Source organism: Rhizocola hellebori (assembly GCF_016862955.1).
Taxonomy (GTDB): Bacteria; Actinomycetota; Actinomycetes; order Mycobacteriales; family Micromonosporaceae; genus Rhizocola; species Rhizocola hellebori.
On sequence record NZ_BONY01000119.1, the window covers coordinates 1 to 25713 of the forward strand.

29 protein-coding genes and 1 pseudogene are annotated in these 25713 nt (G+C 66.8%); 16 read left to right on the forward strand and 14 right to left on the reverse strand.

All coding sequences use genetic code 11. From position 1 onward, the window contains the following. Positions 1 to 45: 45 nt before the first annotated feature. Positions 46 to 2250 carry a M6 family metallopeptidase gene (locus Rhe02_RS45585; RefSeq protein WP_203914809.1) on the reverse strand — a complete coding sequence of 735 codons (2205 nt, stop codon included), beginning with the start codon at positions 2248 to 2250 and terminating at the stop codon, positions 46 to 48. A 164-nt stretch (positions 2251 to 2414) separates the two neighbouring features. After that, positions 2415 to 3941, reverse strand: coding sequence for a DHA2 family efflux MFS transporter permease subunit (locus Rhe02_RS45590; RefSeq protein WP_203914810.1), 1527 nt, complete (start codon positions 3939 to 3941; stop codon positions 2415 to 2417). Between the two features lie 253 nt (positions 3942 to 4194). On the opposite strand from Rhe02_RS45590, the gene Rhe02_RS45595 reads away from it, so the two are divergent. Continuing rightward, complete coding sequence (locus Rhe02_RS45595) at positions 4195 to 4614, forward strand: hypothetical protein (protein WP_203914811.1); 420 nt, start codon at positions 4195 to 4197, stop codon at positions 4612 to 4614. Between the two features lies 1 nt (position 4615). Here the strand turns inward: Rhe02_RS45595 and Rhe02_RS45600 are convergent, their stop codons facing one another. The 3 genes from Rhe02_RS45600 to Rhe02_RS45610 form a co-directional block, all read right to left on the reverse strand. Then, positions 4616 to 5158, reverse strand: a complete 543-nt coding sequence (locus Rhe02_RS45600) for a DUF4352 domain-containing protein (RefSeq protein WP_203914812.1) — start codon at positions 5156 to 5158, stop codon at positions 4616 to 4618. A gap of 122 nt (positions 5159 to 5280) precedes the next feature. Continuing rightward, a complete protein-coding gene (locus Rhe02_RS45605; RefSeq protein ID WP_203914813.1) occupies positions 5281 to 5772 on the reverse strand; it encodes a TspO/MBR family protein in 492 nt (163 codons plus the stop codon). Between the two features lie 4 nt (positions 5773 to 5776). Continuing rightward, a complete protein-coding gene (locus Rhe02_RS45610; RefSeq protein ID WP_203914814.1) occupies positions 5777 to 6970 on the reverse strand; it encodes a cryptochrome/photolyase family protein in 1194 nt (397 codons plus the stop codon). Positions 6971 to 7028: 58 nt separating this feature from the next. Between Rhe02_RS45610 and Rhe02_RS45615 the strand changes: the two genes are divergently transcribed. Beyond that, positions 7029 to 7913 (forward strand): MerR family transcriptional regulator, encoded by an 885-nt coding sequence (locus tag Rhe02_RS45615; protein WP_203914815.1) that lies wholly within the window; start codon positions 7029 to 7031, stop codon positions 7911 to 7913. An 87-nt stretch (positions 7914 to 8000) separates the two neighbouring features. Next, on the forward strand, positions 8001 to 8468 hold the full coding sequence (locus tag Rhe02_RS45620; protein ID WP_203914816.1) for a nitroreductase family deazaflavin-dependent oxidoreductase: 468 nt from the start codon (positions 8001 to 8003) through the stop codon (positions 8466 to 8468). Positions 8469 to 9293: 825 nt separating this feature from the next. Here Rhe02_RS45620 and crtI read toward each other — a convergent pair. Both crtI and Rhe02_RS45630 read right to left on the reverse strand, forming a co-directional pair. Further along, positions 9294 to 10769, reverse strand: a complete 1476-nt coding sequence (gene crtI / locus Rhe02_RS45625) for a phytoene desaturase family protein (RefSeq protein WP_203914817.1) — start codon at positions 10767 to 10769, stop codon at positions 9294 to 9296. A gap of 11 nt (positions 10770 to 10780) precedes the next feature. Then, a complete protein-coding gene (locus Rhe02_RS45630; RefSeq protein ID WP_203914818.1) occupies positions 10781 to 11857 on the reverse strand; it encodes a polyprenyl synthetase family protein in 1077 nt (358 codons plus the stop codon). 60 nt (positions 11858 to 11917) lie between these two features. Between Rhe02_RS45630 and Rhe02_RS45635 the strand changes: the two genes are divergently transcribed. The 6 genes from Rhe02_RS45635 to Rhe02_RS45660 are packed head-to-tail and all read left to right on the forward strand — an operon-like array spanning position 11918 to position 16235. Beyond that, entirely contained in the window at positions 11918 to 12790 is an 873-nt protein-coding gene (locus tag Rhe02_RS45635; RefSeq protein WP_203914819.1) for a phytoene/squalene synthase family protein, read from the forward strand. Beyond that, on the forward strand, positions 12783 to 13100 hold the full coding sequence (locus Rhe02_RS45640) for a lycopene cyclase domain-containing protein (protein WP_203914820.1): 318 nt from the start codon (positions 12783 to 12785) through the stop codon (positions 13098 to 13100). The genes Rhe02_RS45635 and Rhe02_RS45640 overlap by 8 nt, the downstream gene beginning before the upstream one ends. Continuing rightward, on the forward strand, positions 13090 to 13410 hold the full coding sequence (locus Rhe02_RS45645; protein WP_203914821.1) for a lycopene cyclase domain-containing protein: 321 nt from the start codon (positions 13090 to 13092) through the stop codon (positions 13408 to 13410). The genes Rhe02_RS45640 and Rhe02_RS45645 overlap by 11 nt, the downstream gene beginning before the upstream one ends. Further along, positions 13403 to 14026, forward strand: coding sequence for a lysophospholipid acyltransferase family protein (locus Rhe02_RS45650; RefSeq protein WP_203914822.1), 624 nt, complete (start codon positions 13403 to 13405; stop codon positions 14024 to 14026). The genes Rhe02_RS45645 and Rhe02_RS45650 overlap by 8 nt, the downstream gene beginning before the upstream one ends. After that, positions 14014 to 15084 (forward strand): glycosyltransferase family 2 protein, encoded by a 1071-nt coding sequence (locus Rhe02_RS45655; protein WP_203914823.1) that lies wholly within the window; start codon positions 14014 to 14016, stop codon positions 15082 to 15084. Before Rhe02_RS45650 ends, Rhe02_RS45655 begins: the two co-directional genes overlap by 13 nt. Continuing rightward, a complete protein-coding gene (locus tag Rhe02_RS45660; protein WP_203914824.1) occupies positions 15081 to 16235 on the forward strand; it encodes a cytochrome P450 in 1155 nt (384 codons plus the stop codon). The genes Rhe02_RS45655 and Rhe02_RS45660 overlap by 4 nt, the downstream gene beginning before the upstream one ends. Here the strand turns inward: Rhe02_RS45660 and Rhe02_RS45665 are convergent. Further along, positions 16180 to 17109, reverse strand: coding sequence for a PLP-dependent cysteine synthase family protein (locus Rhe02_RS45665; protein WP_239124484.1), 930 nt, complete (start codon positions 17107 to 17109; stop codon positions 16180 to 16182). The genes Rhe02_RS45660 and Rhe02_RS45665 overlap by 56 nt on opposite strands. Positions 17110 to 17131: 22 nt before the next feature. Beyond that, positions 17132 to 17683: a TetR/AcrR family transcriptional regulator gene (locus Rhe02_RS45670; RefSeq protein ID WP_203914825.1), complete on the reverse strand. Its 552-nt coding sequence runs from the start codon at positions 17681 to 17683 to the stop codon at positions 17132 to 17134. Positions 17684 to 17757: 74 nt separating this feature from the next. Here Rhe02_RS45670 and Rhe02_RS45675 point away from each other — a divergent pair, with 74 nt between their 5' ends. Genes Rhe02_RS45675 through Rhe02_RS45685 form a run of 3 tightly spaced genes read left to right on the forward strand, consistent with a single transcriptional unit; the run spans position 17758 to position 19718 of the window. Further along, positions 17758 to 18255 carry an HIT family protein gene (locus Rhe02_RS45675; protein WP_203914826.1) on the forward strand — a complete coding sequence of 166 codons (498 nt, stop codon included), beginning with the start codon at positions 17758 to 17760 and terminating at the stop codon, positions 18253 to 18255. Positions 18256 to 18286: 31 nt separating this feature from the next. After that, positions 18287 to 19066: an ArsR/SmtB family transcription factor gene (locus tag Rhe02_RS45680; RefSeq protein WP_203914827.1), complete on the forward strand. Its 780-nt coding sequence runs from the start codon at positions 18287 to 18289 to the stop codon at positions 19064 to 19066. After that, entirely contained in the window at positions 19059 to 19718 is a 660-nt protein-coding gene (locus Rhe02_RS45685; protein WP_203914828.1) for a VOC family protein, read from the forward strand. Before Rhe02_RS45680 ends, Rhe02_RS45685 begins: the two co-directional genes overlap by 8 nt. On the opposite strand, the gene Rhe02_RS45690 is transcribed toward Rhe02_RS45685, so the two are convergent. Together Rhe02_RS45690 and Rhe02_RS45695 are read right to left on the reverse strand one after the other, a co-directional pair. After that, positions 19715 to 20458 carry an alpha/beta fold hydrolase gene (locus Rhe02_RS45690; RefSeq protein WP_203914829.1) on the reverse strand — a complete coding sequence of 248 codons (744 nt, stop codon included), beginning with the start codon at positions 20456 to 20458 and terminating at the stop codon, positions 19715 to 19717. The two genes, Rhe02_RS45685 and Rhe02_RS45690, sit on opposite strands and share 4 nt — an antisense overlap. Next, positions 20446 to 21015: a GrpB family protein gene (locus Rhe02_RS45695; RefSeq protein WP_203914830.1), complete on the reverse strand. Its 570-nt coding sequence runs from the start codon at positions 21013 to 21015 to the stop codon at positions 20446 to 20448. Before Rhe02_RS45695 ends, Rhe02_RS45690 begins: the two co-directional genes overlap by 13 nt. A gap of 113 nt (positions 21016 to 21128) precedes the next feature. Between Rhe02_RS45695 and Rhe02_RS45700 the strand changes: the two genes are divergently transcribed. Both Rhe02_RS45700 and Rhe02_RS45705 read left to right on the forward strand, forming a co-directional pair. Further along, entirely contained in the window at positions 21129 to 21953 is an 825-nt protein-coding gene (locus Rhe02_RS45700) for an MEDS and STAS domain-containing protein (protein WP_203914831.1), read from the forward strand. Continuing rightward, a complete protein-coding gene (locus tag Rhe02_RS45705; RefSeq protein ID WP_203914832.1) occupies positions 21940 to 22350 on the forward strand; it encodes an ATP-binding protein in 411 nt (136 codons plus the stop codon). Before Rhe02_RS45700 ends, Rhe02_RS45705 begins: the two co-directional genes overlap by 14 nt. A gap of 12 nt (positions 22351 to 22362) precedes the next feature. Here the strand turns inward: Rhe02_RS45705 and Rhe02_RS45710 are convergent, their stop codons facing one another. The 3 genes from Rhe02_RS45710 to Rhe02_RS45720 all read right to left on the reverse strand — a co-directional run bounded on the left by Rhe02_RS45710 (position 22363) and on the right by Rhe02_RS45720 (position 24236). Continuing rightward, complete coding sequence (locus Rhe02_RS45710) at positions 22363 to 22971, reverse strand: fasciclin domain-containing protein (protein ID WP_203914833.1); 609 nt, start codon at positions 22969 to 22971, stop codon at positions 22363 to 22365. Positions 22972 to 23021: 50 nt separating this feature from the next. Next, positions 23022 to 23630 carry a fasciclin domain-containing protein gene (locus Rhe02_RS45715; protein ID WP_203914834.1) on the reverse strand — a complete coding sequence of 203 codons (609 nt, stop codon included), beginning with the start codon at positions 23628 to 23630 and terminating at the stop codon, positions 23022 to 23024. Positions 23631 to 23702: 72 nt separating this feature from the next. Further along, entirely contained in the window at positions 23703 to 24236 is a 534-nt protein-coding gene (locus Rhe02_RS45720) for a hypothetical protein (protein WP_203914835.1), read from the reverse strand. 54 nt (positions 24237 to 24290) lie between these two features. Between Rhe02_RS45720 and Rhe02_RS45725 the strand changes: the two genes are divergently transcribed. Further along, complete coding sequence (locus Rhe02_RS45725) at positions 24291 to 25514, forward strand: GNAT family N-acetyltransferase (RefSeq protein WP_203914836.1); 1224 nt, start codon at positions 24291 to 24293, stop codon at positions 25512 to 25514. A 7-nt stretch (positions 25515 to 25521) separates the two neighbouring features. Next, positions 25522 to 25713, forward strand: a pseudogene (locus Rhe02_RS45730) (hypothetical protein); the annotation flags it as partial.

The following is a 25713-nucleotide window of genomic DNA, read 5'->3' on the forward strand; positions in this document are numbered from 1 at the left end:
GGCAAGCTTTGAGCAAGCTTGCCGAGCCGCCATTTCGGTAGTGCGTCAGCCGACCTGCGGTACGCCGTTCACCTTCAAGGTGTATGGCGCGTATTGAGCAAACTGCTCGGTCGGCTCGTCGTAGGCCACCACGGCCACCACGGTCGGGAAGATCAGCAGCGGCGCCAGCTGCAGCAGGTTGAGCGACAGGTTGTTGCGCCCGTTGAACTCCAGCTGCCAGGCGATGCCGTGCTGCTCGTCGAGACCGATGAGGCGGACGTTCCAGTTGTTGACGGCCACCGGGTGGATCTCACTTGGCGAGTCGAACGGCGCCAAGCTCGAGCCATCGCTGATCGAAGTGCCGCCGACGGTGATGTCGTCGAGCAGAAGCCCGCCCTCGTTGACGCCGCCGTCGCTGACATAGCGGAAGCCGAGCAACACGGTCTGGCCCGCGTAAGCCGCCAGATCGAAGGTGTGCGCCTCGAATCCCACGGTCGTCCCGTTCAGCGCCGGGCCGAACGGCCCATCGACCGTCTTGTCACCGGCGATGGCGGTGTAGCTCGCGCCGCCGTCGGTGGAGACGATGATGTAGCCGTAGTCGAAGCCGAACTCCGCGCCGTACTTGGCGTTGAAGCGAAGCTTCGGATCGGCCGCCGGAACGGCCACCGACGTGACCGCGGCCGCGTCGATGTTGTTGCCGTTGCCCGACCACAGCACCGGGTTACCCGGACGGTCCGGGTCGTCGTTGACAACTGTCCAGGCCAATGGCACCGGCGGAAGCGTTGCCGCCCCGGCGAAGCGCAGCGACCTGAGGTCATGTCCGCTGAGCACCTGCCCGGATCCGTTCTTCAGCTGTACGAAGTCCGCACCGTTGGGCGCGGCCCCCGGGGTGGCCGAAGTGGTCGGGTTGGCCAGGTTCACCGTCGAACGCAGGCTCGGCGTGGTGACCCGGTTCTTGGGGACACCCAGCATGACTCCGTGGGAGCCGCCGACAATCTTGTCGACCAGGGTCATCGTCTGGTGATCATGGATGACCTTGTACATGTCGGAAACGCCCTCGGCCTCCAGCGCCGCGTCGAGGCTGGCCAGCCCCTGGTGGTCGCCGTCGCGGTGCAGGCGGGACATGAAGTCCGCGCCGTACCGGTCGAAGAGGAACAACATGAACGAGTAGGCGTTGCCGTAGTCGGCCAGGATCGCGTTGGGATTCGGGCTCTCGCCCCACAGTGTGAGCGAGTTTTCCGGACCCCCACAGTCACGCGGGTTGGTGTTGAACGGCGTCTGCACTATCCCAAAACCTTGGTAGCAGTACAGGTGGCTGTCCGCACCGCGATCGAAGACCGTGGCCTGCCCGTTGACGTAGCCGGTGAGGGTTTGCGCGAAGTCCGACAACCCCTCGTTGATCCAGGCGCCCTCAAACGGGTCGGTGTACGAGTGGGCGAGGTGCTGCCACTCGTGCGCGAAGGTGCTCTCGTAGAGGAACGGGCGGGCGGCGCGGCTGGTGCACAGGTCGGCCGTCGGCTCGTCGGGCGGGTTCGCCCCGGTGCGGTGTGCCCAGTCGAAAGCGTCGACCGTCATCACGTTGCGGTCGAACAGCTCGTTGAACTGGGACGAGAAGAACCCGGCGATGTAGGTCGGTGCCGCCGGGAACTGGTAGAAGTTGTCGTCACGCACGTTGTCGACGAGCGTGACTGTCTTGTTGCCACCGCCGGTGTAGACGCCGCCGTTGCCGTTGGCGTCGGGGCCGAGGATGGAGTTGGTGCCGTCCCGGTCGGGCGGCGTGCTGAAGGCGGCCGTCTCCTTCGGGTACATGTTGTTGTCGAACTCGTTGATCAGGCTGGCCACCTGAGCGTCGGTGATGACCGTCGACGTCGGAATCTGCAGCCGGCAGTCACCGGCCGGGAAGGCGATGTCGTTGGCCACCCAGACTTCGATGTTGTTGCCGACCCCACGCAACGTGTAGTTCTTGCGGTAGAGCCGGCCCAGGAAGTCGTCAAGCCCGAGCCATTGGCGCACTGTGCCAACAGGCGGCGTTTCAGCGGCGACCCTCGCTCCGCCCCGAGCTGCCGACGGCTGGTACTTGATCGGGGTCTGCACCGGCTTGCCGTCCAGGGTGAAGTCCTTGCGGGACAGCTCACGGACGTCACTTGCCGGGCCGACCGCGGCCGAGGGTGTCGCGGGCTGAGCCGCCAGCGGTGATGCCGAACCCACCACCACCAACGACGGCAGGATGAGCATGGTTGCCACCACTGCCCTGACCCGATTACGTGCCATGGAACCTCCTTGGATGTTTCGATGGCTGACGTGAATCGGCGCCAGAGTACCTCCAACGAACGTCGAAATTAGCCATGCAAGTGGGTGGATACGCTCAACGGTTAAGATTTTTACAACGATGCGAAAGGCCCGGTTCACCAACGAACCGGGCCTTTCTCCAGTAACTAGTGAACCGCGGTGAGCACCGGCTGCTCGCTCTGATCAACACGCTCGATCTTGCGGCGAGGCAGGAACAGCGCCGGGATGATGCACAGCACGATAAGCACCAAGGCAATCGTGTAGGTGCTGCCGAACGCGCTCGCCAGGGCCGACTGACCCTCGGCCAGCACCCCCGGCGGCACCGCCTCGGCCGGGATGGCGCCCTGCTTGACGCCGAAATAGGTTGAGGCAGCCGGGCTTTCCAGCACCTGGTTGGTGAGGATCACCGACATGACCGCGGTGCCGATCGAGCCCGCCGCCTGCTGAATGATGTTCATCATGGTGGAGCCGCGCGCGATCTGGTGGTCCACCAGGCTCGCCAGCGCGGCCGACATGATCGGCATCATGGTGACGCCCATGCCCATGCCCATCACGAACAGGCCACCTAGCAGCAGCGGGAAAGGCGTGTCCGCGCCGACCTGGGTGTAGACGCCCAAGCCGAGCGCGATGACCAGGATGCCGGCGAGCACCAGCTTGCCGGGCCCCATCTTGTCGGTGAGCTTGCCGCCGATCGGCATCGTCAGCATGGCGCCCAAGCCCTGTGGCGCCAGCAGAAGGCCGGTGGTCAGGGTGCCCTCACCCCGTACCTGGAGAAAATAACTGGGCAAAAGCAGCATGCTGCCCATGAAGGCCACCGAGAACAGCGTCATCGTCACGACCGCGATGGTGAGGTTGCGGTTCTTGAACAGGCTGAGGTCGATGAGGGCATGCTCCTTGCCCAGGGCGTGGAAGACGAACCCGACCACCAGCGCCAAGCCGACCAGGCCGGGAATGAGCACCTTGGCCGCGACGACCTTGCCCTCCCCCGGGATCGACGAAACGCCATAGAGGAACAGGGCCAGACCCGGCGAAAGCAGCAGCATTCCCAGGAAGTCGAACGACTCCGACGGATGCGGCGCATCCGAGGGCAGCACCTTGAGGGCGAACAGGAAAGCGATGACGCCGATCGGCAGGTTGATCAGGAAGATCCAGTGCCAGCTGACGGTCTCGATGAGCCAGCCGCCCAGGATCGGGCCGCCGATCGGGCCGAGCAGCATCGGCACGCCGAGAACCGCCATCACCCGGCCGACCCGGTCGGGACCGGCGGCGCGGGTCATGATGGTCATGCCCAGCGGCATGAGCATGCCGCCGCCAAGGCCCTGCAGGGCGCGGAAGGCGATCAGGGGGCCGATGTCCCAAGCCATGCTGCACAGCACCGAGCCGCCGACGAAAAGCACCAGCGAGGTGAGGTAGAGCCGTTTGGTGCCGAACCGATCGGCGGCCCAGCCGGTGACCGGAATGACGGTGGCCAGGGCAAGGGTGTAGGCGGTCATGGTCCAGGCGACGGTCGCGTAGGTCGCGTTGAACTCTTTTTGGAAGGTCGGCAGCGCGACGCTGACAACGGTGACGTCGAGGATCGCCATGATGGCGCCCAACACCACCACGCCGGCGATCTTCAGGACACCGCTGTCGAGCTTGTCGCTGGCGGCATCCGGCCGGGTGGCTGAGGTCATGCCTTCTCCTCTTTCTCTGGTACCGGTATTCGCAGCCGATCGTGTCAAAGACGCTTCCGGTTCGGCGTCCCAGCGTGCCCGAAGTCACAGTTGTTGAGGAAACTTCCAGCTGTCTACATTGGACGGTTCCGATAGTTTCGGAAACCGTCCCGATAGGTGGGAAGTGATAACGGGAACGTCACATTCGCGGCACAGTGTTCGCGAGCGCAGCGACGGGCTCGGCCGAATCCGACCTCCGCCTGGAGCGTGAGCCGTGCGCGCAGTAGCCCCTCCTCCACCGTGGCTCCTCTTCCCCGGCCTCGACAAGGTCCAGCTGATCCACCTGCGCGACACGCAGCGACCCGCCCCGGGCTGGGCCGGGCTGGCCCACTTTCCCGCCGTTTGGTCCGAAGTGCCGCACAGCCGCATCCAAACGAGCCTGCAGTCCTTCGTTTCCTACCACCGAGCGGGCCAGCCAACGGCGAATTACCACTACGCGGCGCTGCCCGCCGCCGACCCGGCGGCCCGCGTCATCGCCCAGGTGAACCTAGGCCCGCGCCGCGTGTCGGTCCTGCCGGCCGCCTGCGGCTACGAGGCCCGCTGGACGGCCGGCGACATCTGGCACCGCATCAGCGGCGGCCCGGTCGATCTGGGCGGATTCATGGAGCTTGTCCACCAGCTCCGGCTCACCTGAGTCAGCCCAGCCGCACCTTCACCCCGCCGGAGAAGGCCGAATCGTGCAGCTCGACCGCAAGCAGCTTGGCGCCCTTGCCGATGTCGAAAACCACGTCGGCGGTGATGGCGTTGCCGGGGTTGATTTCGTTGAGAAAGGCTTCGCTCTGGTCGTTGGCGTAGAGGCTCGCCGCGCCATCGGAGCTGTATTTTGTGTTCTCCTCGCCAAAAGCTTGCTGGTTGCCGAAGTCAAAGGTGCGAGCCTCCTTTCCAATGTTCTTGACCTGCAGGTTCACCAGACAGAACTGTCCCTGAGCGGTCTTGCTCAGGTAGTCACTACCCACTTTGGACTCGCCGCACCGGACACTGTGCACGGTGAACTCGAACAGCCCATCCCGCACCGGAACGCCGAGCGTCGCCACGGACACCCTGCCGTTCGCCTCTTCGGCCGCGCGAGTGTCGCCGGAATCGCCCGTGACATAGGCGACTAGACCACCGCCGCAGCAAATCATCACGAGTGCTCCGGCGATGCCGAGCATTGTCCATCTGATTTTGAGTCTGGCCATGGGGGGCACCTCCGGCATCGGGCCGTTTCCCCAAATCCGGATGAAATCAGCCTAGGTAAAGAACAGGCCCCACACCAGCCGGTCCACCGTCTGAGTGACGAGCCCCAACACCTGCGCCGAAGTCAGGAATTGAGTTGCCAGATCGTGAAGTTCAGGGCCGAAGCGAAAGTCACCCATGCCCAATAGGGCACCAGCATCCACGCCGCCACGCGTGACACGCGCGAGAAAAGCAGGATGGTCACGCCAATCAGGATCCACAGCGCGACTATGTCGGCGAATGCCAGCCCGAAGAGGTCGCCGCCGAAGAAGAGCGGCGTCCAAATCGCGTTGAGAGCCAGCTGGGCGGCGTACACGGCAATCTGTTTACCAAAGCCAACTCTCCGCCATACCAGCCATCCGGAAATGGCGATCATCGCGTACAGTACCGTCCACACCGGCCCGAAAAGCCATGACGGCGGTGCCCAATCAGGCTGCTGAAGTGTGTTGTACTGCTCGGCCGTTCCGGTGACAGCGACTACGCCGATGGCGGCGGTGGCAATGACAGCGACGAAGAAGGCGGCTAGACCCCACCAATTCGAGCGCTCTTGCGGCCGGTGAGCCAAATCAGCAGTCATGGCGTTAACCCTTCCCGCGAATGGGAGGGTCGAAACCCAGCCAGCGCTTGACATATTGACCTTCGGCGTCGAAACGCTGTGCCTGCCGGGCCGGGCTGAACTTGCGGTAGGGCTTGGTATCCGTCCCCGTCCCGGCCACCCATTGCCAATTGCCGTAGTTGTTGGCCACATCGGCGTCGACCAGGTGGCGCATGAACCAGTCCGCGCCTGCCCGCCAATCCAGCCCCATGCTCTTGGTGAGATACGAGGCGGTGATCAGGCGGGCCCGGTTGTGCATCCAGCCCTGTGCCAGCAGCTGGCGCATGCCGGCGTCAACGATGTCGACCCCGGTGTGGCCGGTTTGCCACGCCTGCAAGGCTTCTTCGTCATCGTGCCACTGCTCTACCGCGCCGGCGCGGTAAGCCTTGCGCGCCATGGCCGGGAAGGTGGCCAGGAGCTGATGGTAGAAGTCGCGCCAGCACAGCTGCCGCACAAATGCGTCGTGCAGACCGGCGGTGGCCAGCTCAAGCGGGGAAAGACAACCGAAATGCAAATAGGGACTCAGCCGCGAGGTGCGGTCGCCCGCCAAATCATCATGATGTTCGGCGTAGCCGTCGCTCAGCGGCCGCCACTTCTTGAGCCTCTTGAGCGCCGCGGTCTCCCCGCCGGTCCATTCCGGAACCGAAGGCAGCGCCTCGATCTGGCCCGCCGACAGTCCTTCGGGAACCGCGATCCGCTTCGGCGTGGGTGCTATGGAACGCCAGCGATGCGATTGCCACGCCCGGAAATACGGCGTGAACACTTTGTATTGGTCCCCTCCGGTGGTCGGTTTGATTTCTCCGGCGGGTACCACGGTCACGCCCGGCAAAGCCTTGACCATCAACCGTTCCGACTCCAGCCCGCGCTGCCGTGCCCGCGCATAGGCACTCACGTCGGCCATCATCGCCACGCCGGTCGCGTCGACCTGCCGCGCCATCTTCACTGTTTCGGCGACCGGGTCGCCGTGCCGGATCACGAGGTCGCCCCCTTTCCCGCGCAACGACTCACGCAGGTCGGCCAGGGACTCCAGCAGGAAGCGCTCGCGGTTGGGCGGCACGGAAAGGGCCGGATCGCGCACGAACAGCGGCACCACCCTGTCCGCTGTCGTACATGCCAGGCTGAGCGCAGGATTGTCCCGGACACGAAGATCCCGGGTAAAAAGCATGACCACAGTGCGCATCTTCGACTCGCTCCGACTCACCTATCGACGCAACTTCACTCTAAGGTACCCTCCGATTGTGGAAAGTGACGGCTTGAGCCCCGGCGCGGTCTCGCGCCGCCTCGGCATAGCCGTCACCACCCTGCGCACCTGGCATCAGCGCTACGGCCTGGGCCCGAGCGGGCACGCGCACGGCAGCCACCGCCGATACAACGCCGAAGACCTCGTCCGGCTCGAGACCATGCGCCGGCTCACCAGCGAAGGCGTGCCCGCCGCGGAAGCCGCGAGAATCGCCCGAACCGGTGACGTCGATTCGGTGCGCACGGCCCGGGCCGGTGGCGGCCACGCGATTCCGGTGGGCCGGGCCGGCCCGCAGGCTCGTGGCCTCGCCCGCGCCGCCACCCGCCTGGACATGCCCACCGTGCGTTCGATCGTCGCCGCCGCCGTGGCCGAACACGGCGTGGTCGCCGCGTGGACAGAGCTGCTGGTGCCGGTTCTGGTCGGGATAGGCAAACGACACGAGGCCACACAACGCCTGATCGACGTGGAACACCTGCTTTCCCGTTGCGTGGCAGAGGTTCTCGGCTCTGTCCCCCGGCCCGCGGCCGGCTCCGCCAGCACCGTGCTGCTCGCCTGCGCCGACGAGGAACAGCACAGCCTGCCCCTGGAAGCCCTCGCCGCAGCCCTCGCCGAACGCGGCGTGGGCTGCCACCTGCTAGGCGCCAGAGTCCCGCTCGACGCGCTGCTCGACGCCGTGCGCCGTACCGGCCCAGCCATGGTGGTCCTTTGGTCGCAAACCTCGCAAACCGCGGACACCGCCCAACTCTCAGCCCTCCTCGACCTGCCCCACCGCCCAGCCCTGGTGGTTGCCGCCGGCCCAGGCTGGGGTGAAAACCTCCCACCCGCCGCCCTCACCCCCACCTCCCTAGCCGAAGCCCTCTCCCTGGCCGTTGCCGTCAGCTAGCCGCATCCACTGTTATCATTCTCGCTCGTTCCGACTTTGCTCCGACTTTGCTCCGGCTTTGCTCCGACACGTTTCCGGGAGGGCGCGATGGCGCGACGAGCGCCGAGTTGGCTGAAGTGGGTCAATCCGATCAACCGCTTCTTGCTTGGGCGCGGCATCGGGCCAGCACCGCAGCACCTGCTCACCACCATCGGCCGCCGGTCCGGTAAACCGCGCACCACACCGGTTGCCGTGCTCACCGTTGACGGCGAGCGCTACCTCGTTGCCGGTTATGACGGCTCCGATTGGGTGAAGAACGCCCGCGCCGCCGGCAACGCCACCCTGCGACGGGGACGCAAACTGGAAGATGTTGCGCTGGTTGAGGTTCCGATCGCCCAACGCGCTGCCATCCTTCGACACTTCGCCCAGTCAGTCCGCGGCGGACAGTCATTCCTCACCGTCGCCCCCGACGCGCCAACCCTCGCATTCGAAGACGCCGCACCACGACATCCGATCTTCCACATCATCCGATCCGAACCCAATGAAGTCACCACCGATGCCACAGATCACGCCTGACCACCCATCCGCCGCCGGGCTGTCGGCGTGGCAGTGACCGCAAGATCCACACATTGTCCAGGGTTCACCCTGGACACGTATAGCCCTCGGCCCCCAGCACCCTCAGCTCATGCCGAGCAAATGAGCTCCCGGTTGGCACCACAGCCAGCTGAGTTCATCGTGATGGCGCTGCCCACCCTCAACACCCAGCCGCCGCCTCAGGCCGCATCTCTGCATCAGCATCGCGGAGGCAGAGACGCAGGAGCCACAAAAGCACCAGGCACCCCACCACGACCACGAACCCAGCGAAGAAACGGGGCCAGAAGTAAGGAGGTCCGTGGCAGCTACATCTCTGCATTAACAGGACCAAGCAGAGATGCCGCACAAGAGCAACTGTCGGCCCACGACGACCGCGAAGCCACGAAGAAACGGGGCAAGCCCGGGCCGGAGGTGAGCGGGTCCGTGGCAGCTACATCTCTGGATTAGGCGGGCGAGGCAAAGATGCAGGTGCCGCGGAGGCGCGAGCCGCAACGCGGACAGCGCAAGGCAACGCGGGCCGCGCAAGCCATGCGGGCGGCGCGGCCGGAGGTGAGCGGGTCCGTGGCAGCTACATCTCTGGATTAGGCGGGCGAGGCAAAGATGCAGGTGCCGCGGAGGCGCGAGCCGCAACGCGGACAGCGCAAGGCAACGCGGGCCGCGCGGGCCATGCGAGCCGCGCGGGCCATGCGGCCATGCGGGCATGCGGGTCGTGCGGGCCATGCGGGCATGCGGGTCGCGCGGGTCGCGCGGGTCGCGCGGCTCGTGCGGGCGGGGTGGGCGGCGCGTCGGCGAAGGGGTGGGGTGGGGCTAGCCGGTGATGCGGGCGGCGGCTAGTTTTCCGGAGATGAGGACCATGGGGACGCCCACTCCGGGTTGGGTTCCGGAGCCGACGAAGACCACATTGGACAGTGTCGGGTGGAGGTTTCCCGGGCGGAACGGGCCGGTCTGGCGGAAGGTGTGCGCGGCGGCGAAGGGGGTGCCTGCGGCGAGCCCGGTGGCGGCCCAGGTGGCTGGGGTGACCGTGTGCAGCACTTCGATACCGGAGGCGAAACCGAGGTAGCCGCGGGCTTCCAGGGCGTCGAGCAGGTAGTCGGTGTAGCGGGTGGCCAGGCCGTGTTGCCAGGGCAGGCTGCCGCCGGTGGCGAGGTTGGGGGTGGGCGCCAGCACGTAGTAGGTCTCGCGGCCGGCGGGGGCGAGCGAAGGGTCGGTGTAGGTCGGGTTGGTGACCAGCAAGGATGGGTCGCTCATCAGCTCGCCGCGCTTGATGACCTCGTCGAAGGTGCGCCGCCACGACCGTCCGAAGTGGATGTTATGGTGCGCGGTTTTCCGGTACCGGGAAGAGGATCCGACATGAAGGACCACACACGACGGTGAGTATCGCAGGGGTCTGGGCGTCCTGCCGCCGGGCAGCAGGGCATGGGCGGCGGGCAGGTCGGGGTTGAGCACGACCACGTCGGCGGGGATGCGCGATCCGGTGGAGGTGATGACGGCCTCCGCGCGGCCGAAACGGGTCTCGACCGAGGTTACGGTGGTGCCGTAGTGGATGTCGACACCGTGTTTGGTGGCGGCCGCGGCCATCGCCGCCGGGACGGAGTGGATGCCGCCGGCGGGAAAATAGACGCCGGTAACGGAGTCCAGGTAGGCGATGACGGCGTAGATGGCCAGCGCACGGTGCGGGGCGAGACCGGCATACATGGCTTGGAACGAGAAGACGCGACGGGTGCGTGGGTCCTTGAAGTAGCGGTCTATAACGTTCTGCAGGCGTCCGAACGCGCCGCTGGCGGCAAGGCGGAAAAGGTTGGCGGTCAACAGATCGCGCGGGCTGTCGAAGTTGCGTTCGATGAAGTCGGCACGTTCCAGCTTCCATAGGCGGCGCGCGTAGTCGACGAAACGCAGGTATCCGTCGGCTTCGGCCGCACCGCACACCCGGGTGATCTCCAGCGCCATCCGGTGTGGGTCGGCGATGACGTCGAGCGAGGAGCCATCGGGGTACCAGGCACGGTATGCCGGATCGAGAGTGGTCAAGCTGACCCAGTCCGGCAACGACTCGCCCACGGCCGCGAACGCCTCCTCGATCAGGGAGGGCATGGTGAGCACGGTCGGGCCGGTGTCAAAACGGTAGCCGCCGTCGGCGAGCAGACCGGCCCGCCCGCCCGGGAACTCTTCGCGCTCAACGACGGTGACCCGGCGTCCGGCCCCGGCCAGATGCATCGCCGTGGCCAGGCCGCCGAGCCCGGCTCCGACGATGACGACGTGATCGGTGCGCCCGGTGACTGTGCGCATGTGTGCCCTCCTCAGGTATTGCGCCAAGCGGCGGCGGCTGCGAGGCGGCCCAGCGGCGCCCGGGCGCAGGCATCGATCGGGGCGCGGTCGAGCACTTCGAGCGCGATGGCGACGCGTTGGGAAATCATCTGGTCGAGCCGGATGGTGGCGCCGGTTTCCTGGATCAGGCGGGAAACTCTTGCCACGTCGAGGTTTTCCGTGTCAGAAAGTAACTTGTCCAGCTCGGCGCTCTGAGCCGGGTCGGCCAGGCTTCGGGCCAGTTCCAGCAACACGGTTGGCTTGCCCGCGGCCAGATCCTCGCCGACCGGTTTGCCGGTGGCCGACGGGTCACCGTAGAGGCCAAGCAGGTCGTCGCGCAGCTGGAAGGCGACACCGACCGCTTGGCCATAACGTTCAAACGCCGCGGAAACGGCACGGCCCGCCGGGTCGCCCAGCGCGGCCCCGAATTGAAGCGGCCGGGTCACCGTGTAACCGGCGGTCTTGAGCTGGGCGGTGCGCAGAGCCCTTTCCAGCGTCCATTCCCGCGCCGACTCCCCCAGCACGTCGAGGAACTGACCGGCGATGGTCTCGGCCCGCATAACGTCATATCCGGCCCGAGCCCGCAGCAGTGTATGCGGGGCTACAGCTGACCGGCTCATCAGCTTGTCGGCCCAGACCAGGCAGAGATCGCCCACCAGGATCGCGCTCGACACGCCGAAGTGAGCCGGGTCGCCGCGCAGACCCTGCGTCGAATGGTCGGCGGCCAGCGCGCGGTGGGCGGTCAGTTGCCCGCGGCGGGTCGGCGAGCCGTCCATGATGTCGTCGTGCACCAGGGCGAAGGTGTGCAGCAACTCCAGCGCGGCGAGCGCGGGCAGCACCCGCTCCTGGGACGCGGAAGGCCCGGCCACGCTTCGCCACCCCCAGTAGGCGAAGGTCGGCCGCATCCGCTTGCCGCCGGCGAAGACCGCGTTCATCGCCGCGCCGGTCAATGGTTCCAGGGCCGGGTCCAGTGCCAGCAGTGCCGCCACCTCGTCGCCGACGAAGTCCTTGAGCACGCCGTCCACGGCTTGCGTGATGTCACTTTCTCCGCAGGCGCTTTCGTTGGCCACCCGGTGAGAGTAACCTACGGAACGAGTTGAGTCGAAATCTGCGTCGATTGGAGAAGCGGCATGGAGCCCGAGCTGGCGCTGTCCTATACCCGGTGCCGGGAGCTGCACCGCAAACACGGGCGCACCTACTACCTGGCGACCAAGCTGCTCCCCGCCGCGAAGCGCCCCCACGTGCACGCCCTGTACGGATTTACGCGCTACGCCGACGAAATCGTCGACAGTTACGCCGACCTGACCCCACGACAGCGCGCATCCCGGCTCTCCGACTGGTCACAGCGCTTCGCCGCCGGGTTACGCGGTGAAGCTGTGACCGATCCTCTCCTTCCGGCAGTCTTGCACACGATCCGGACATTTAACCTCGACCTGGCCGACTTCGACTCGTTTCTCAGAAGCATGAAAATGGATCTGGAGATCGGCCTCTATCAGGACTACGCAGACCTGCTGACCTATATGGAGGGTTCGGCCGCGGTCATCGGCACGATGATGCTGCCCATCCTGGGCAGCGCCGACCCGGTCGCCGGACGCGAACCGGCACGGCAGCTGGGTTTCGCCTTTCAGCTCACCAACTTCATCCGCGACGTGGCCGAGGATCTCGACCGCGGCCGGGTTTATCTGCCCCAGCGGGACATGGCGCTGTTCGGGGTGACGACGGCGGACCTGCACCGACGGGAGGCGACCCCTGACATCAAGGAGCTGATCCGGTACGAGATAGCGCGTGCTCGCGAGCACTACGCCAAAGCCGCGCTCGGCGTGCCCCTGCTGGACCGCACCTCGCAGGCCTGTATCCGCACCGCGTTTCACCTCTACGCCGGGATCCTCGACGAGGTCGAGAACGCCGACTTCGACGTTTTCGCCAAGCGCGTCAGAGTGCCTACCACGAAACGGCTTCGCGTGGCCGTCAGCTGCCTGCTGACCGGAGCCGTCCGTGCCTGAGCGATTCTCCTACCTGTTCATCCTGCTGGCCTGCGTGCTGGTGACGCTACCGCTGGAGTTCGTGCTGGGGGCACGGGTCTATCGGCGGCCCAGGCGCACCGCGCTTGCCATCCTGCCCGCCTTCGCCGCTTTCGCGATCTGGGACCTCACCGCGGCACAGCGCGGGCATTGGTGGTTCAGCGAGCGCTACACCTTGGGCCCCAGAATCGTTGGCTTACCTGTAGAGGAGTGGCTGTTCTTCATCGTGGTGCCGCTGTGCGCGCTGCTGACCTACGAGGCCGTGGGCCGGGTGCTGCGCCATGCGACCTGAGTACACGATGCTGGCCGTGGCCGCGCCGATCGCGGTGGTCGCGCTGGAGTTGCTGGTCCTCAAGACGGGACTGTTCCGGCAGGGCCGCTACTGGGCGGCGATCGCGATCGCGCTGGCTTTCCAGATTCCGGTGGACGGCTGGCTCACCCGCGCCGACGCGGAAATCGTTTCCTACCACGACAAGGCCATCACCGGCGTGCGGGCACCATGGAATATTCCGATCGAAGACTATGGTTTCGGTTTCGCCCTGATCACGCTCACCCTGCTGTGCTGGGTGCGGCTGGGCCGGCTCGGAGCTAAGCATGTTTGAGGCCGTGGTGACGCATTTGGTGCGGCGCAATCTGCGCGGGGTGTGGGTGCGTGCGCATCCGCGGCCGGGGCCCGCGGTGTGGGCCGCCAATCACCACAGTTGGTGGGATCCTTTTGCCCTCACCGCGGTCAGCCGCGCGCTGGGTTCTCGTTCCGCTGTCCTGATGCTTCAGGAAAACCTGGAAACCTTCCGTTTCGCTCGTGCCATCGGGGCTTTCGGGACGGGCGAGCCTCGGCAGGGGCTGCGCTTCCTCGAGCAGGGGCGCCATCTGATCATCTTTCCCGAGGGCGAGCTGCGCCCGGCCGGGCCGCTGGCCAATATCGCGCCTGGCGCGGCCTGGTTCGCCTGTGCGGCAAAGGTTCCGCTCTACGCCGTGGCCACCCGGATCCAGCTGCGCGGCCATCAGGTTCCCGAGGCGCATCTCGTCTTCGATCGGGTGGACACGGCCGGGTCGCGCGCGGAGGTCACCGGGCGGCTTGCCGCCCAGCTCGCCGAATCTCTGTCCGAATTGGACGATGGGTTGAGGCAGGCCGATCCTCGTTCTCCGATAAGGGGATTCACGTTGGCGATCAACGGGCGACGCAGCTACGAGGAGCGCATCACATGGCACGGCTAGGCAGCGCGGTGGCCGCGTTCCACCTCGTGAAGACGGCCGGTCTGCTGGCCAACCTGCACGCCTTCCCGGTCTTGGGCCAGGGCGCGAATTCCTTTCTTAAGACCTCTTTCTTGGTACCGGCGAGAGATGAGGCCAAAAATCTGCCACGAACCCTCCTTGGCCTGCTGAAACAGCCCGCCGCGGAGATTCTGGTTCTCGACGACCAGTCGGCCGACGACACCGCCGAGATCGTGCGAAGCCTCGCCAAGGCCGACTCCCGGCTGCGCCTGCTTGAGGGAAGCCCGCCGCCCGCGGGCTGGATAGGCAAAAACTGGGCCTGCCACCAGCTCGCCGAGCAGGCCACCGGCGACCTGCTCGCTTTCGTCGACGCCGACGTCTCGATGCGGCCGGGCGCGCTGAGCGCGATCTGGGCACAGATCGGCGCCCAGCACGCCGACGTTTTCTCCGTCTTCCCGCGGCAGCACGCAGGCACCCTCGGCGAGCGGATGCTGGTGCCGCTCATCGACGAAGTTCTGCTCGCGTTCCTCCCGCACGCCCTGCTCGATCTTCCGATCCCGGCCGCCGCGGTGGCCAACGGCCAGGTGCTCGCGTTCACCCGGCGGGCCTACCGCACGCTCGGCGGCCACCAAGCCGTCGCGGGCGAGATCGTCGAAGACCTCGCCCTGGCCCGCCTGACCCGGCGCGCCGGGCTCAAGCTCGGGCTGGCGCTCGGCGGTGACCTCGTCCGCGCGCGCATGTACGACGGTTACGCCGCAACGGTTCGCGGCATCGGCAAGAGCATCCGCTCGGCTCACGCCGACAGCGACCCGCTGCTGGTGGCAAGCGCGCTGGGCAACCTCGCCGCCTACACCCTGCCCTGGCTACGGTTGCGCCACGGCGCGGCCTGGCAGCTGGCCGCCGCGCTGAGCCTGGCGCAGCGCGTGCTCACCAACGCCAAGACCGGCCGGGCAAGCTATGCGGAGGCGGCTCTGGTCCCCTTCATCGCCCCGGCCGCGTTGCCGATCTACCGGCTCGGCCTGCGCCGCACCGCACGCTGGAAGGGTCGCGAATACCGGTGAAAGACCTGTACCAGTGGACCTTCAACCCGATCGGCCTGCTCGAACGCGGCGCGAGCCGCGGCCCGGTCTTTCCGCTTCACCTGTGGCGCAAGGCCATCGTCGGCTTCCGTCCCGACTGGAACCGGGCGGTGCTCAGCGACCTGGAGACCTTCCGCAGCCGGCGCAGTCTCAGCGCGCTCACCCCCTACCTGCACGGCGGGGTGGTCCACCTCGACCAGCCCGCGCACGACCCACGCCGACGCCAGCTCAACCCCCACTTTCACGACCGGGCCCTCAGCGCGTTGCACGAGCGGCTTTCCGAGGTCGTGACGGCCGGCCTGCCGCGTGAAGAGTTCGACGCCCTTGCCTGGGCCGGCCCGATCGTGCGGCGGATGCTCAACATCGCCTTCTTCGATGGCGCGCTGCCTGACCAGCTGTTGGCTCGCTTCCTTGCCCCGCTTGAGAAACCGACCCCGGGCGCGCTGCGCCCACGCCCGGTCCTGTTCCGGCGGATGCGCGCCGCGATCGAGTCGGCGATGCTCTCACCCGCGCCGCACACCCTCGCCGCGACTTTGCGCACCCTGGACCCCGCGACCGTGGACTACGACCTGGCCGAGGAGCTTCGGGTGGCGCTCGCGGCGGGCTACGACACCACCGCGCACACCCTCGCCTGGGCGATCTGGCAACTGGGCGGTCACCCCGAATGGCAGGAGCCGTCGGCTTTGCCGCTCGTGATCAACGAGGTGCTGCGGCTCTATCCGGCGGGCTGGCTGGGCAGCCGGACAGCCGCCCGCGACACCGTCGCGGCGGGAGTGCCCATCGCCCGCGGCACGCTGGTCTGCTACTCGCCCTACCTGACCCACCGCGATCCCGAGCTGTGGCCCGATCCGCTGTCTTTCCGGCCCGAGCGCTTCACGGCCCGGCAGGCGCCGTGGACGTTTGTTCCCTTCGCGGCCGGCAGCCGTACCTGCCTGGGGATGCATCTGGCCCGGCTGATGCTCACCACCGCGCTCACGCCGCTGTGCCAGGCGGGGCTGAGCGCGCTGGCGGGCAACCCCGGCATTCGTACCAGCATCACGCTGCGCCCGATCGGTCCACTGTGGACGAAAGTCGGGGTTACCCGTAGAGGTGTCCCGACAGATACTTCAGGCCGCTGTCCACCTGCACCGTGACCACCCGACGCCCCGGGCCCAGCCGGCGCGCCACCGCGATCGCCGCCACCAGATTCGCCCCGGTCGACGGGCCCGAGAAGACGCCCTCGCGGCGCGCCGCTTCCCTTGCCATGGCGAAAGCCTCCGCCTCCGGTACGGCGATCACCTCGTCATAATCGGTTTCGTGCAACTGCGGCGGGCGCGAGCCGATGCCGCCGCCCTCGATGTGGTGCACGCCTGGCGCCCCGCCGGAAAGCACCGCCGACTCGGCCGGCTCGACCGCCACCCGATGCAGCCCCGGCACCTTCTGCGCCAAGGCCTGGGTGACCCCGAGAAAGCAGCCGGCCGTGCCCACGTAGCCGGTGAAAGCGGCGATGGCCGGCTCGCCCGGCAGCTGCTCGATCAGCTCTGCGCCCAGGCGGCGATAGCCGTCGACCATGTCCGTGTTGTTGAACTGATCGGTGGCGAAGGCGCCGGTCTCCGCGGCGATCTCCCGAGCGCGGGCCATCATCCGCGGGATCAGCTGAGGCGTGATCCCTTCCGGGCTTTCAATCAGTTCGACCTGCGCGCCAAACGCTTGCATGGTACGGATTTTCTCCACCGCGAACGCGTCGGAGGAGACTATCCGCAGTGGATATCCCTTCACCGCGCAAACGAAGGCCAGCGACGAACCCGTGCTGCCGCCGGTGTATTCGACCACCGGCTGGCCCGGTGACAACCGCCCGTCGGCCTCCGCTGCCTCGATCATGGCCAGCGCCATGCGGTCCTTGTAGGAGCCGGTCGGATTGGCCGCCTCCAGCTTGACCCACACCTGCGCGCTTTCCGACCCGACCAGTTGACCCAGCTGCACCACCGGCGTTGCGCCGATGGCGGCTAATGCGCCCACGCGTTCCACATCGTCAGCCTACGCCGCGGGTTCATTTCTTCAGCACTCCGTCCAGCAGGGTGGCGAACAGCAGGCGCCGGGCGCGGGCGGGCGGCCACTCGTGCCTGACCCGGAAATGCAGGTAGGGCCAGGCGACCCCGTTGAACAGGACGTCGGCCAGGTCGAGGTCCTTGGCCTTGCTGGTGAGCTGACCGGCGGCCCGGGCATCGGCCAGCACCCGCAGGAAGGGGTCGAGGAAACCGATCGGCATTTCGCAATTGGCCTCGGCTGCTCGGTGGAACATCTCGTCGGAGAGCGACAGCACGTCGGCGTGGGCGTCGATGACGTCGCAAAGCGCGTGCATCGTGCGCTCCATCCGCTCGCGCACCGACCCCGGGCTGGTCAGGACGGGCAGCATGGCATCGCGGTAGCCCTCGGTGAGGCGGCGCAGCAGCGCGTCCAGAAGCGACTCTCTGCTGACCCCGTTACGCCACAGGGTGACCCGGGATCGCCCGGCTTTTTCGGCCACCCGTTCCAGGGTGAGGCCGTCCCACCCCACCTCGCCGAGGACAGCGATCGTTGCCCGGTATAGCTCGTCCTGCATCTGTGCAACGTAACTGTTTCATCTGCGCAACACAACCCTTGCGTGTGCAACGCTCGTGTTGCATCCTTGGATGCATGACATTTCCATTTGCCGAACCGTTGATTCCGGTGCCGGCCGGGCCGCGGGTGATTCCGGAGCCACCGCGACGCGGCGAGCCGGGTGGCGACACCTGCGGAGTCTGCAACCGCGATGACCACATCTGGGCCGACGACCACTGGGGCGTCTACAACCCGGTCGGGTGCAGCCTTCCGGGCACCGTCTGGGTCGCCTCCCGCATGCACGTCGATTCCTTCAGCGACCTGCCCGTGCAGCTGCAGGGCGAGCTGGGCGGGCTCATCGCCAAAGTAGAGCGGGCGATCCTGACCCTTGAGGACATCGCCCGGGTTCATCTCTACCGCTGGGGCGACGGCGGTTCCCACTTCCACTTCTGGCTCATGCCCCGGCCGCTGGGAATGCTGGAGGCGAGCAAACATTTCCTGCCGATCTGGGAGGAGCAGATGCCGCCCGTGCCGCAGGAGGAGATCGAGGCCGTGGGCAAGCGCATCGGCGCCCACCTTCGCGACGCGGGCTAGCGATCGCTCAGACATGTGATATAAGTATCACATGTCTGAGCCCGAGGAGCTGTGGCGCGCGCTGGCCAGCCCTTGGCGTCGCCAGCTGCTTGACCTGCTGCGGGCCGGTCCACACACGACCGGCCAGCTCGCGCAGGCCATCCCTGAGCTCAGCCGGTTCGCGGTGATGCAACACCTTGAGGTGCTGACACAGGTCGACCTGGTCGTCGTGCAACGCCAAGGCCGCCACCGCTACAACCACCTCAACCCGGTGCCGCTGCGGCGGTGGTATGAGCGCTGGGTCGTCCCGCTCGCGGACGAGTCGGCCGGCCAACTCCTTGCGCTGCAACGCCATGTCGAGAAGTCAGGAGCGACCACGATGACCTTCGAGGAACAGATCCGAACCGTCCGCATCGAGACCCAGCTGAGTTTCGACGCGCCACCCGAGCGGGTTTTCGCCGCCCTCACCGGCGACACCATGGCCTGGTTCCCGCACTCCTACGGCGGTGAGCGCACCAAGCGGGTCGTCATCGAGCCGCGCGTGGGCGGCGCCCACTACGAAGACTGGGGCGATGGGCAGGGCCACCTCTACGGGCACGTCACCCAATGGCAGCCGCCGCACAGGCTCAGCCTGCGCGGCCGGGTCATGCCGGGCTCCATTCTCGACACCGCCTACGAGATCACCGAGGACGGCGCTCAGAGCGTGCTGCGCATGTCGAAGGTGGCGACCGGCCCGATGAGCGAGGAGGAGGCCGCCGGCATCGGCCGCCACGGCGATATCGCCAACTATGCCGACGAGTTGCGCAAAGTGGTTGAGTCACAGCATGGATGAAAAACTGAGCCGCAAAGCCATCTCCGCCGCGGTCGATCCCTTGGGCTGGCGTTTTGTCCTTGGCGTCATCCGCACCTGCGTGCCGGTCGGTTCGCTGGCCGAAGCGGTGGAGGTGGCCGCCGCGGTCTGCGAGCCCGCCGCCGAGGGCAGGTTGCGCCTCGACCTTCGCGACCGCTGGGTCATCCTCACCCTGCAAACACCCGACATCATCTGGGTGAGTCCCGCCGACATCGAGCTAGCCGGGCGCATCACGGCCATCGTGCGCGGAATGGGGCGCGACACGACCGGCGAATCGGCGCAGATAATGGAAATTGCCATCGATGCCGCTGACATCGCCGCGGTGCGGCCATTCTGGAAGGCGATCCTCGGCTACGTCGATGAGACCGCCGCGGGCGGTCCCACCGATCCTTTGGTGGACCCGCTCGGCCAGCGGCCCACCATCTGGTTCCAGCAGATGGATCCGCCACGGCTGGAGCGCAACCGCCTCCACTTTGACGTGTGCGTGCCGCCAGACCAAGCGCAGCAACGCATGCAGGCCGCCATCGAGGCCGGCGGCACGCTGCGCTACGACGCCGAGGCGCCGGCTTTCTGGGTGCTGGCCGATGTGGAGGGCAACGAGGTCTGCATCACCACCTGGGAAGGACGAGACTAGCTTCGCCGCAACGGCATGAAGGTCGTGACCGGCTCGGTCATCAGGAAGTCGGCCACCAGGCCCGTACACAGCTCGGGTTTTTCCATAATCAAGCAGTGGCTGGCCCCGGGCACGATCGCCAACTCGGCGACCGGCAGGGCACGGTAGAGGTCGAGCAGATGCTCCAGCGAAGCGACATCGTCGTCACCGGCCATCACCAGGGTGCGGCAGGTGATGGCCGCGAGATCCGCGGCGGTCAGCGCCGGCTCGTCCGCGGACGATGCGGCGATCTTGTCGATGATCACCGGAAAATGGTGCACCCCATGGGGGGAGACCTCGCCGTAGGCGTCGTAAAGCTCCTTCGGGATGTCGGCCGGGGATGCCGGGGGCAGCAGCCAGCCGTCGCGGTGGAAGGCGCCGCTCACGAGCACCAGCCGGTCGATGAGGTCGGGCCGTTGCCCAGCCACCATCATCGCCACCACCGCGCCCGCGCTGTAGCCGACCAGATGCGCCCGTCGCTGCACCACGGTCTCCAGAAACGCGATGACGTCCTTGGCCATGACCGAGGGGCTCAGCGGCCCGGCCACATCCGCGGTGTGCCCATGACCGCGCAGCTCGGGCCGATAGAGGCGAAAATTCTGAGCCAGCGCAACGAGATTGCCATCGAACACGCGAGAGTCCACCAGCGCGCCGTGCAACAGCACCACCGGTTCTCCCTCGCCCATCACTTGGTACCAGAGGCCGACCGTCACGCGCTCCATCCCGTCTGCTCGGCCCAGCTTTGGGCCCACGCGAAGACCAGGTCCACCACGGGATCCTTCACGTCGATGTAACTGGCCATGTCCGGAACTTTAGCCGCCAGCACCGTTTTGAACTCGCCGTAGGCGGCAACCGCGTCCGGGTGCGCGCGCAGGAAGTCACGAAACAGCAGTGCCAGCCGCTCATTGGGCGAACCGGCCAGCCGCACGTGCAGGTTCACCTCCGCCGCTTCCGGCCCGCGCCGGGTGAACAGACGCTTGCGCCAGCGCTGCGGATCGTCACCGGATCCAGCCGGTACGTGGTCGTGCTCGTAGCGCGAGCGGGTGAAGCCCAATGCCGCCAACGGTGCGGTGAACCCTTGCGCCGCCTCGTCCAGGTCGGCCACGGACACCTGCATGTCCAGCAGGTCTTTGGCTCGCATGCCGGGAATCGCCGTGCTGCCAATGTGTTCGACCCTGACCGCCAGCGGGCCGAGCGTTTCGCGGAGCTGGGCGGCCAGTGCTTTGCCCGCGGCCGCCCAACCGGGATCGGCGGCCACGACGAGGGCGCGATTCGACATCGGCACAGCCTAGAAGATGACCAATATGCCCATCCGATCAGATCGGCTAAAGTGTCGTGATTGTGACCACAGTTGCCTCAATTGCGGACCTGAGTCCAGGCGCGCACGCGTGCATGACCTTCACCGATCCGGAGGAGCGTCTGGACTTGATGGCGGCATACGTCCATATGGGACTGATTTCCGGCGTTAAGGTGCTCTGCCTGACCGAGGCCCTGCCTCCCGATCGGCTCAAACACGAGCTCGCACAGCGTGAAGTGCCGGTCACCGAGCCGTTGAAGACTGGGCAGCTGACCATCGGTACCACGGATGAAGCATGGATGGCACAGGGCGGCTCGCCCACCGCGAAGAGCATGCTCGAAATGCTTGCGGCCCAGGTCACGCAGGCGGTAGGGGACGGCTATCCCGGGTTGCGAGTCAGCGCTGACATGCTCTGGGCGACCAGGCCGCTGGCCGCGATCGACCAGCTGCTCACCTTCGAGAACTCGCTGACCACGCTGCTGGAGAACGGGAGGCTGACGGTCATCTGCCACTACGACCGCGACCAGTTCGACCCGGTGACGCTGGATCGCGCGGTGGAAGCTCACCCCGTCTCGGTGGCCGCGGCCGCATATCATGACGATGCCTTGCTTCGGGTGTGCCGCCAGTACAGTCCGCCGGGCATAAGGCTTGCCGGAGAGATCGACGCAGACCACGCCGACGCGCTCGCCCAGGCGCTGACGGAGGCGATTCGCTTGGACCACAATGTTTTTCTCAACCTGCGCGGGTTGCGTTTTATCGACCTGGCCAACGCCAGCACGATTGTGCGCGCGGCGCTGAGCCTTCCCGCCGACCGTCACCTGCTCGTAGTCTGCGACGAGCGGATCAAATCAACTTTGGCCTTGGTCGGAGCGAGTGAAGCAGCACAACTTCGGGTACAGGTGGCAAATGGTCAGCCCTGAGCAGAGCGTGGTCTCGCTCGACCAGACCTTTGAGCGCGGCGGCCTTTACAGCGTGCGCGCCGCCGTGGCGGCACACGCCAGCTCGCTCGGGGCCTCCCCCAGCCAGGTGGCGCACCTGGTGCTGATCTCCAGCGAGCTGGTCACCAACGCGATCGCCTATGGTGGCGGAAACGGGCGGATCCGCTTGTGGCGCGAAGCTTCTCAGGTGCATTGCGAGATCAGCGACCGCGGCCCCGGCATCCCGGAGTCCACCGACCTCGGCCACAACCAGCCGGCCGCCGCCTCGCAGCGGGGCCGGGGGTTGTGGGTGGCTCGCACCCTCTCCGACGACATCAAGATAGTCACCAGCTCTGCCGGCACTTCGGTCACCGTTTCCATGACGGTTGCGAAGGCCTGACCCACCACGGGCTCAGGAGGGCAGCAGCACTCCGTCGACGAAGTACAACGTGGCATTTGCCGTCTTGATGTTGCCGCAGACGATGTTCGCTGTTTCGTTGACCATGAATTTGGTACCGCTACCGGTCACCGTCAGATCGCTACCTTCCAGCGTGGTGTGCGTCCCGGCGAGGTTGTCCGGAGTGAGTGTCTGCGGCACGACGTGATAGGTCAGGATCTGCTTGAGCGTGGCCTGATCGGACAGCATGGCCTCCAGATCCGCAACGGCGATCTTCGCGAAGGCGTCGTCGGTCGGCGCGAAAACCGTGATGTTCTCGGCGTTGTTCAGCGTATCGGTGAGATTCGCTTCCCTCAGCGCGGCCGCGAGCGTGGTCAGCTTCGGGTTGGCCTCCGCGGCCGCGGCAACCTTTTGTTTGGCCATGGCTTGGAAGCTGGCCGGGTCGTTCGGGTCGGTGGGCATCGACGTGCAGCCGGTGCCGAATTGTTCGCTGGCGGCACCGCTTTCCGACGGGCCCGGCGTGGGTTGTGCGGTGGCGCTGGCGCTCAGCGTCGTACAGGCGGCAAGGGCCAGTGCGGCGAATGCGCTCGTGACAACGACGGCTAGACGCTTGTGGGACAACATGATGAGACTCCCCCGTTCTGCGAAATGTTGGGCTGTCAGCGCCCGGGCGCTCAGGACGGCAGCAGGATGCTGTCGACGGCGTAAACCGTCGCGTTGGAGGTCTTCACGTTGCCGCACACGACCTTTGCCGTGTCGTTGACCTTGAATTCGGTCCCGCTGCCGGTGATCGTCACGTTGTCACCAGTCTGGGTCTGGTAGGTGCCGGCGAGCTTGTCCGGTGCGAGAGCCTCGGGTACCACGTGATAGCTCAGGAGTTGGGTGAGCACGGTCTGGTCGGCCATGACCGCGTTGAGGTCCTCCGCCGAAACCTTCGCGAAGGCGTCGTTGGTCGGCACGAACACCGTGATGTTCCCTGTGTTGTTCAGCGTCTCGGCTAGCCCGGCCTTGTTCACCGCGGCCACGAACATGGAAAACATGGGGTTTGCCGAAAGCGCGGTGACCACCGGTTCCTTGGCCATGGCCTCGAAGCTGGCCGGGTCATTGGGATCGGTCGGCACCGCGGCACAACCCGCGCCGAATTCTGAATCGGCGGCACCGCTTTGCGTCGGGCCGGGCGTGGGTTGTGTCGTGGCGCTAGCGCTCAGGGTCGTACAGGCACTCAGGGCCAGCGCGGCGAATGCGCTCGTGACTACGACGGCTAGACGCTTGTGGGACAACATAGCGGGCTCCCCCTCCGGTGGATCTTCTGCGAGCGTTTCGCAGAAACTTCGTCGGGGGATTGGTGAACGTTGCTAACGGGCGCCGATCAGGTGGTTCCAAGCCGTGATGACCCACTCGACCTGGCGCAGCAGCGAGGCGCCCGCCAAGGTCAAGAACAGGCCTATCGCCAAGTGTGACAGGACAGAGCTGCGTCTTTGGCGGTTCATCAGCTTTTCCAGAACAATGCTGCCAACAAGTCGGGAAAGCCCGAACAGCCCCACCGCGACGCCTAAGATCAGCACCAGCACCAGGGCCGAGCCCTTGACCGAGTCGGCTCCGGTTTCGGCTGCCCACAGTGCCCAGCTGACCAGGAGGACCACCAGCCCGCCCACCGTCCAGCCGCCGCCCGCGCGCAGATTGCGCGCTCGCTGCCGCATCGGCAGCTTGGGCCGCTTGAGCTGCCCGGAAGTGACGATGTGCCCTGGGCGCATGGTCGGCTCGACCAGCGTCGGATCCTCACGCTTGGCCGGGATCGGGGCGACACCGGGCCTGAAGTCGTTGCGCTGCCGTGGCGACGTCACGGGCACGGTCGGGACTTCCTGAGTGCGGTCCAGACGGTTCTTCACGTGTTAGAGGGTAACCGGGTTGCTCAACACCGGACACCACGATATGAAGGCCACATGTCATTCACCGTGCGCGCAGCGACCCCCGACGACCATGACGAAATCCTCCGGACGGTGATGACCGCCTTCCACGACAGCATGGAAGAGAACGAGGTCAGCGATGCTGAGCGCCAGGTTTTCGAGGCCGAGCGATCATTGATTGCCCTCGATGGCGAGGAGGTGGTGGGTCACGCCGGCATCTATACGCGCGACCTCACCGTTCCGGGGTCGGTCATCCCGGCGGCATTCGTCACCATGGTCGGTGTCCGGGGAACCCATCGCCGCCAGGGCATCGCCTCGACCCTGCTGCGTCAGCAGCTGGTGGACGTGCGCGCGACCGGTGAAGCGGTGGCTTTGCTGTGGGCCAGCGAGGGCCGTATCTATCAGCGGTACGGCTACGGGATGGCCACCCGGCGGCTGCGGCTGGCGATCGACACGCGCGAGGCGCGGTTGCTGGAGCCGCGCGCCAAGGACAGCCGCATCCGCGGTGGTGCTCCGGCCGATCTGCTGCCCGACATTGTTGAGGCCTATGAGTTGGTACGCGCCGAACGCCCCGGCTATATCAGCCGCAACAAGCAGTGGTGGGACTTCGTGCTCGCCGATCCGGCGAGCCGCCGGTACGGAGGCGGGCCGCGCCGGGCGATCGTCCACTATGGACAGTCCGGCCCGGATGGGTACGCCTTCTACCGCGTCAAGCAACAGTGGAACGAGCTCGGCCCCGACGGGGTCGTCCAGGTGAACAATGTCGTGGCCGCCAACCCCGTCGCGTACCGGGAGTTGTGGCGCTTCCTGCTCGACATGGACCTGACCCGCACGGTCAGCGTCGGCTTCGCCGCGATCGACGAGCCGATCCTCGACATGGTCAACGAGCCACGACGCCTTGGGGCGACCCTGTCCGACGGCCTGTGGCTGCGCATAGTCAACGTCATCGACGCCCTGAGCGCCCGCCGCTACGCGGCTCCGCTCGACCTGGTGCTACAGGTCGAGGACCAGCTGTTCCCCCAGAACACGGGCAAGTTCCGCATCACCGGCCTGAAGACCGGCGCCCATTGCGTGCTCACCACGGACCAGCCCGATCTCGTCCTGGACATCGCCACACTCAGCGCCCTCTACCTGGGCGGCGGCTCCGCCGGCGGGCTCGCCGCGGCCGGACGCATCCAGGAGCTGCGCCCAGGCGCGGTAGCCGAAGCGCATGCCGCCTTCACCTGGCACCATGCCCCGGCCGGGGTCGAGATGTTCTAATCGGGGAATGCACGATCGGCAAGCAGACGACCACGATCTCGAACGGGGCCTGCGCGGCCTGATCGGGCCGGGCGCCTCCCAGGTCAGCATCTCCGCGGCGATGCGCACCCGCGACGCGGCCCGGCCCACCGAGGAAGACCTCGCGCGGGCCGAGGCCGAGCTGGAAATAGTCCGCCGCGGCTGGCAACCCCGCGAGCCG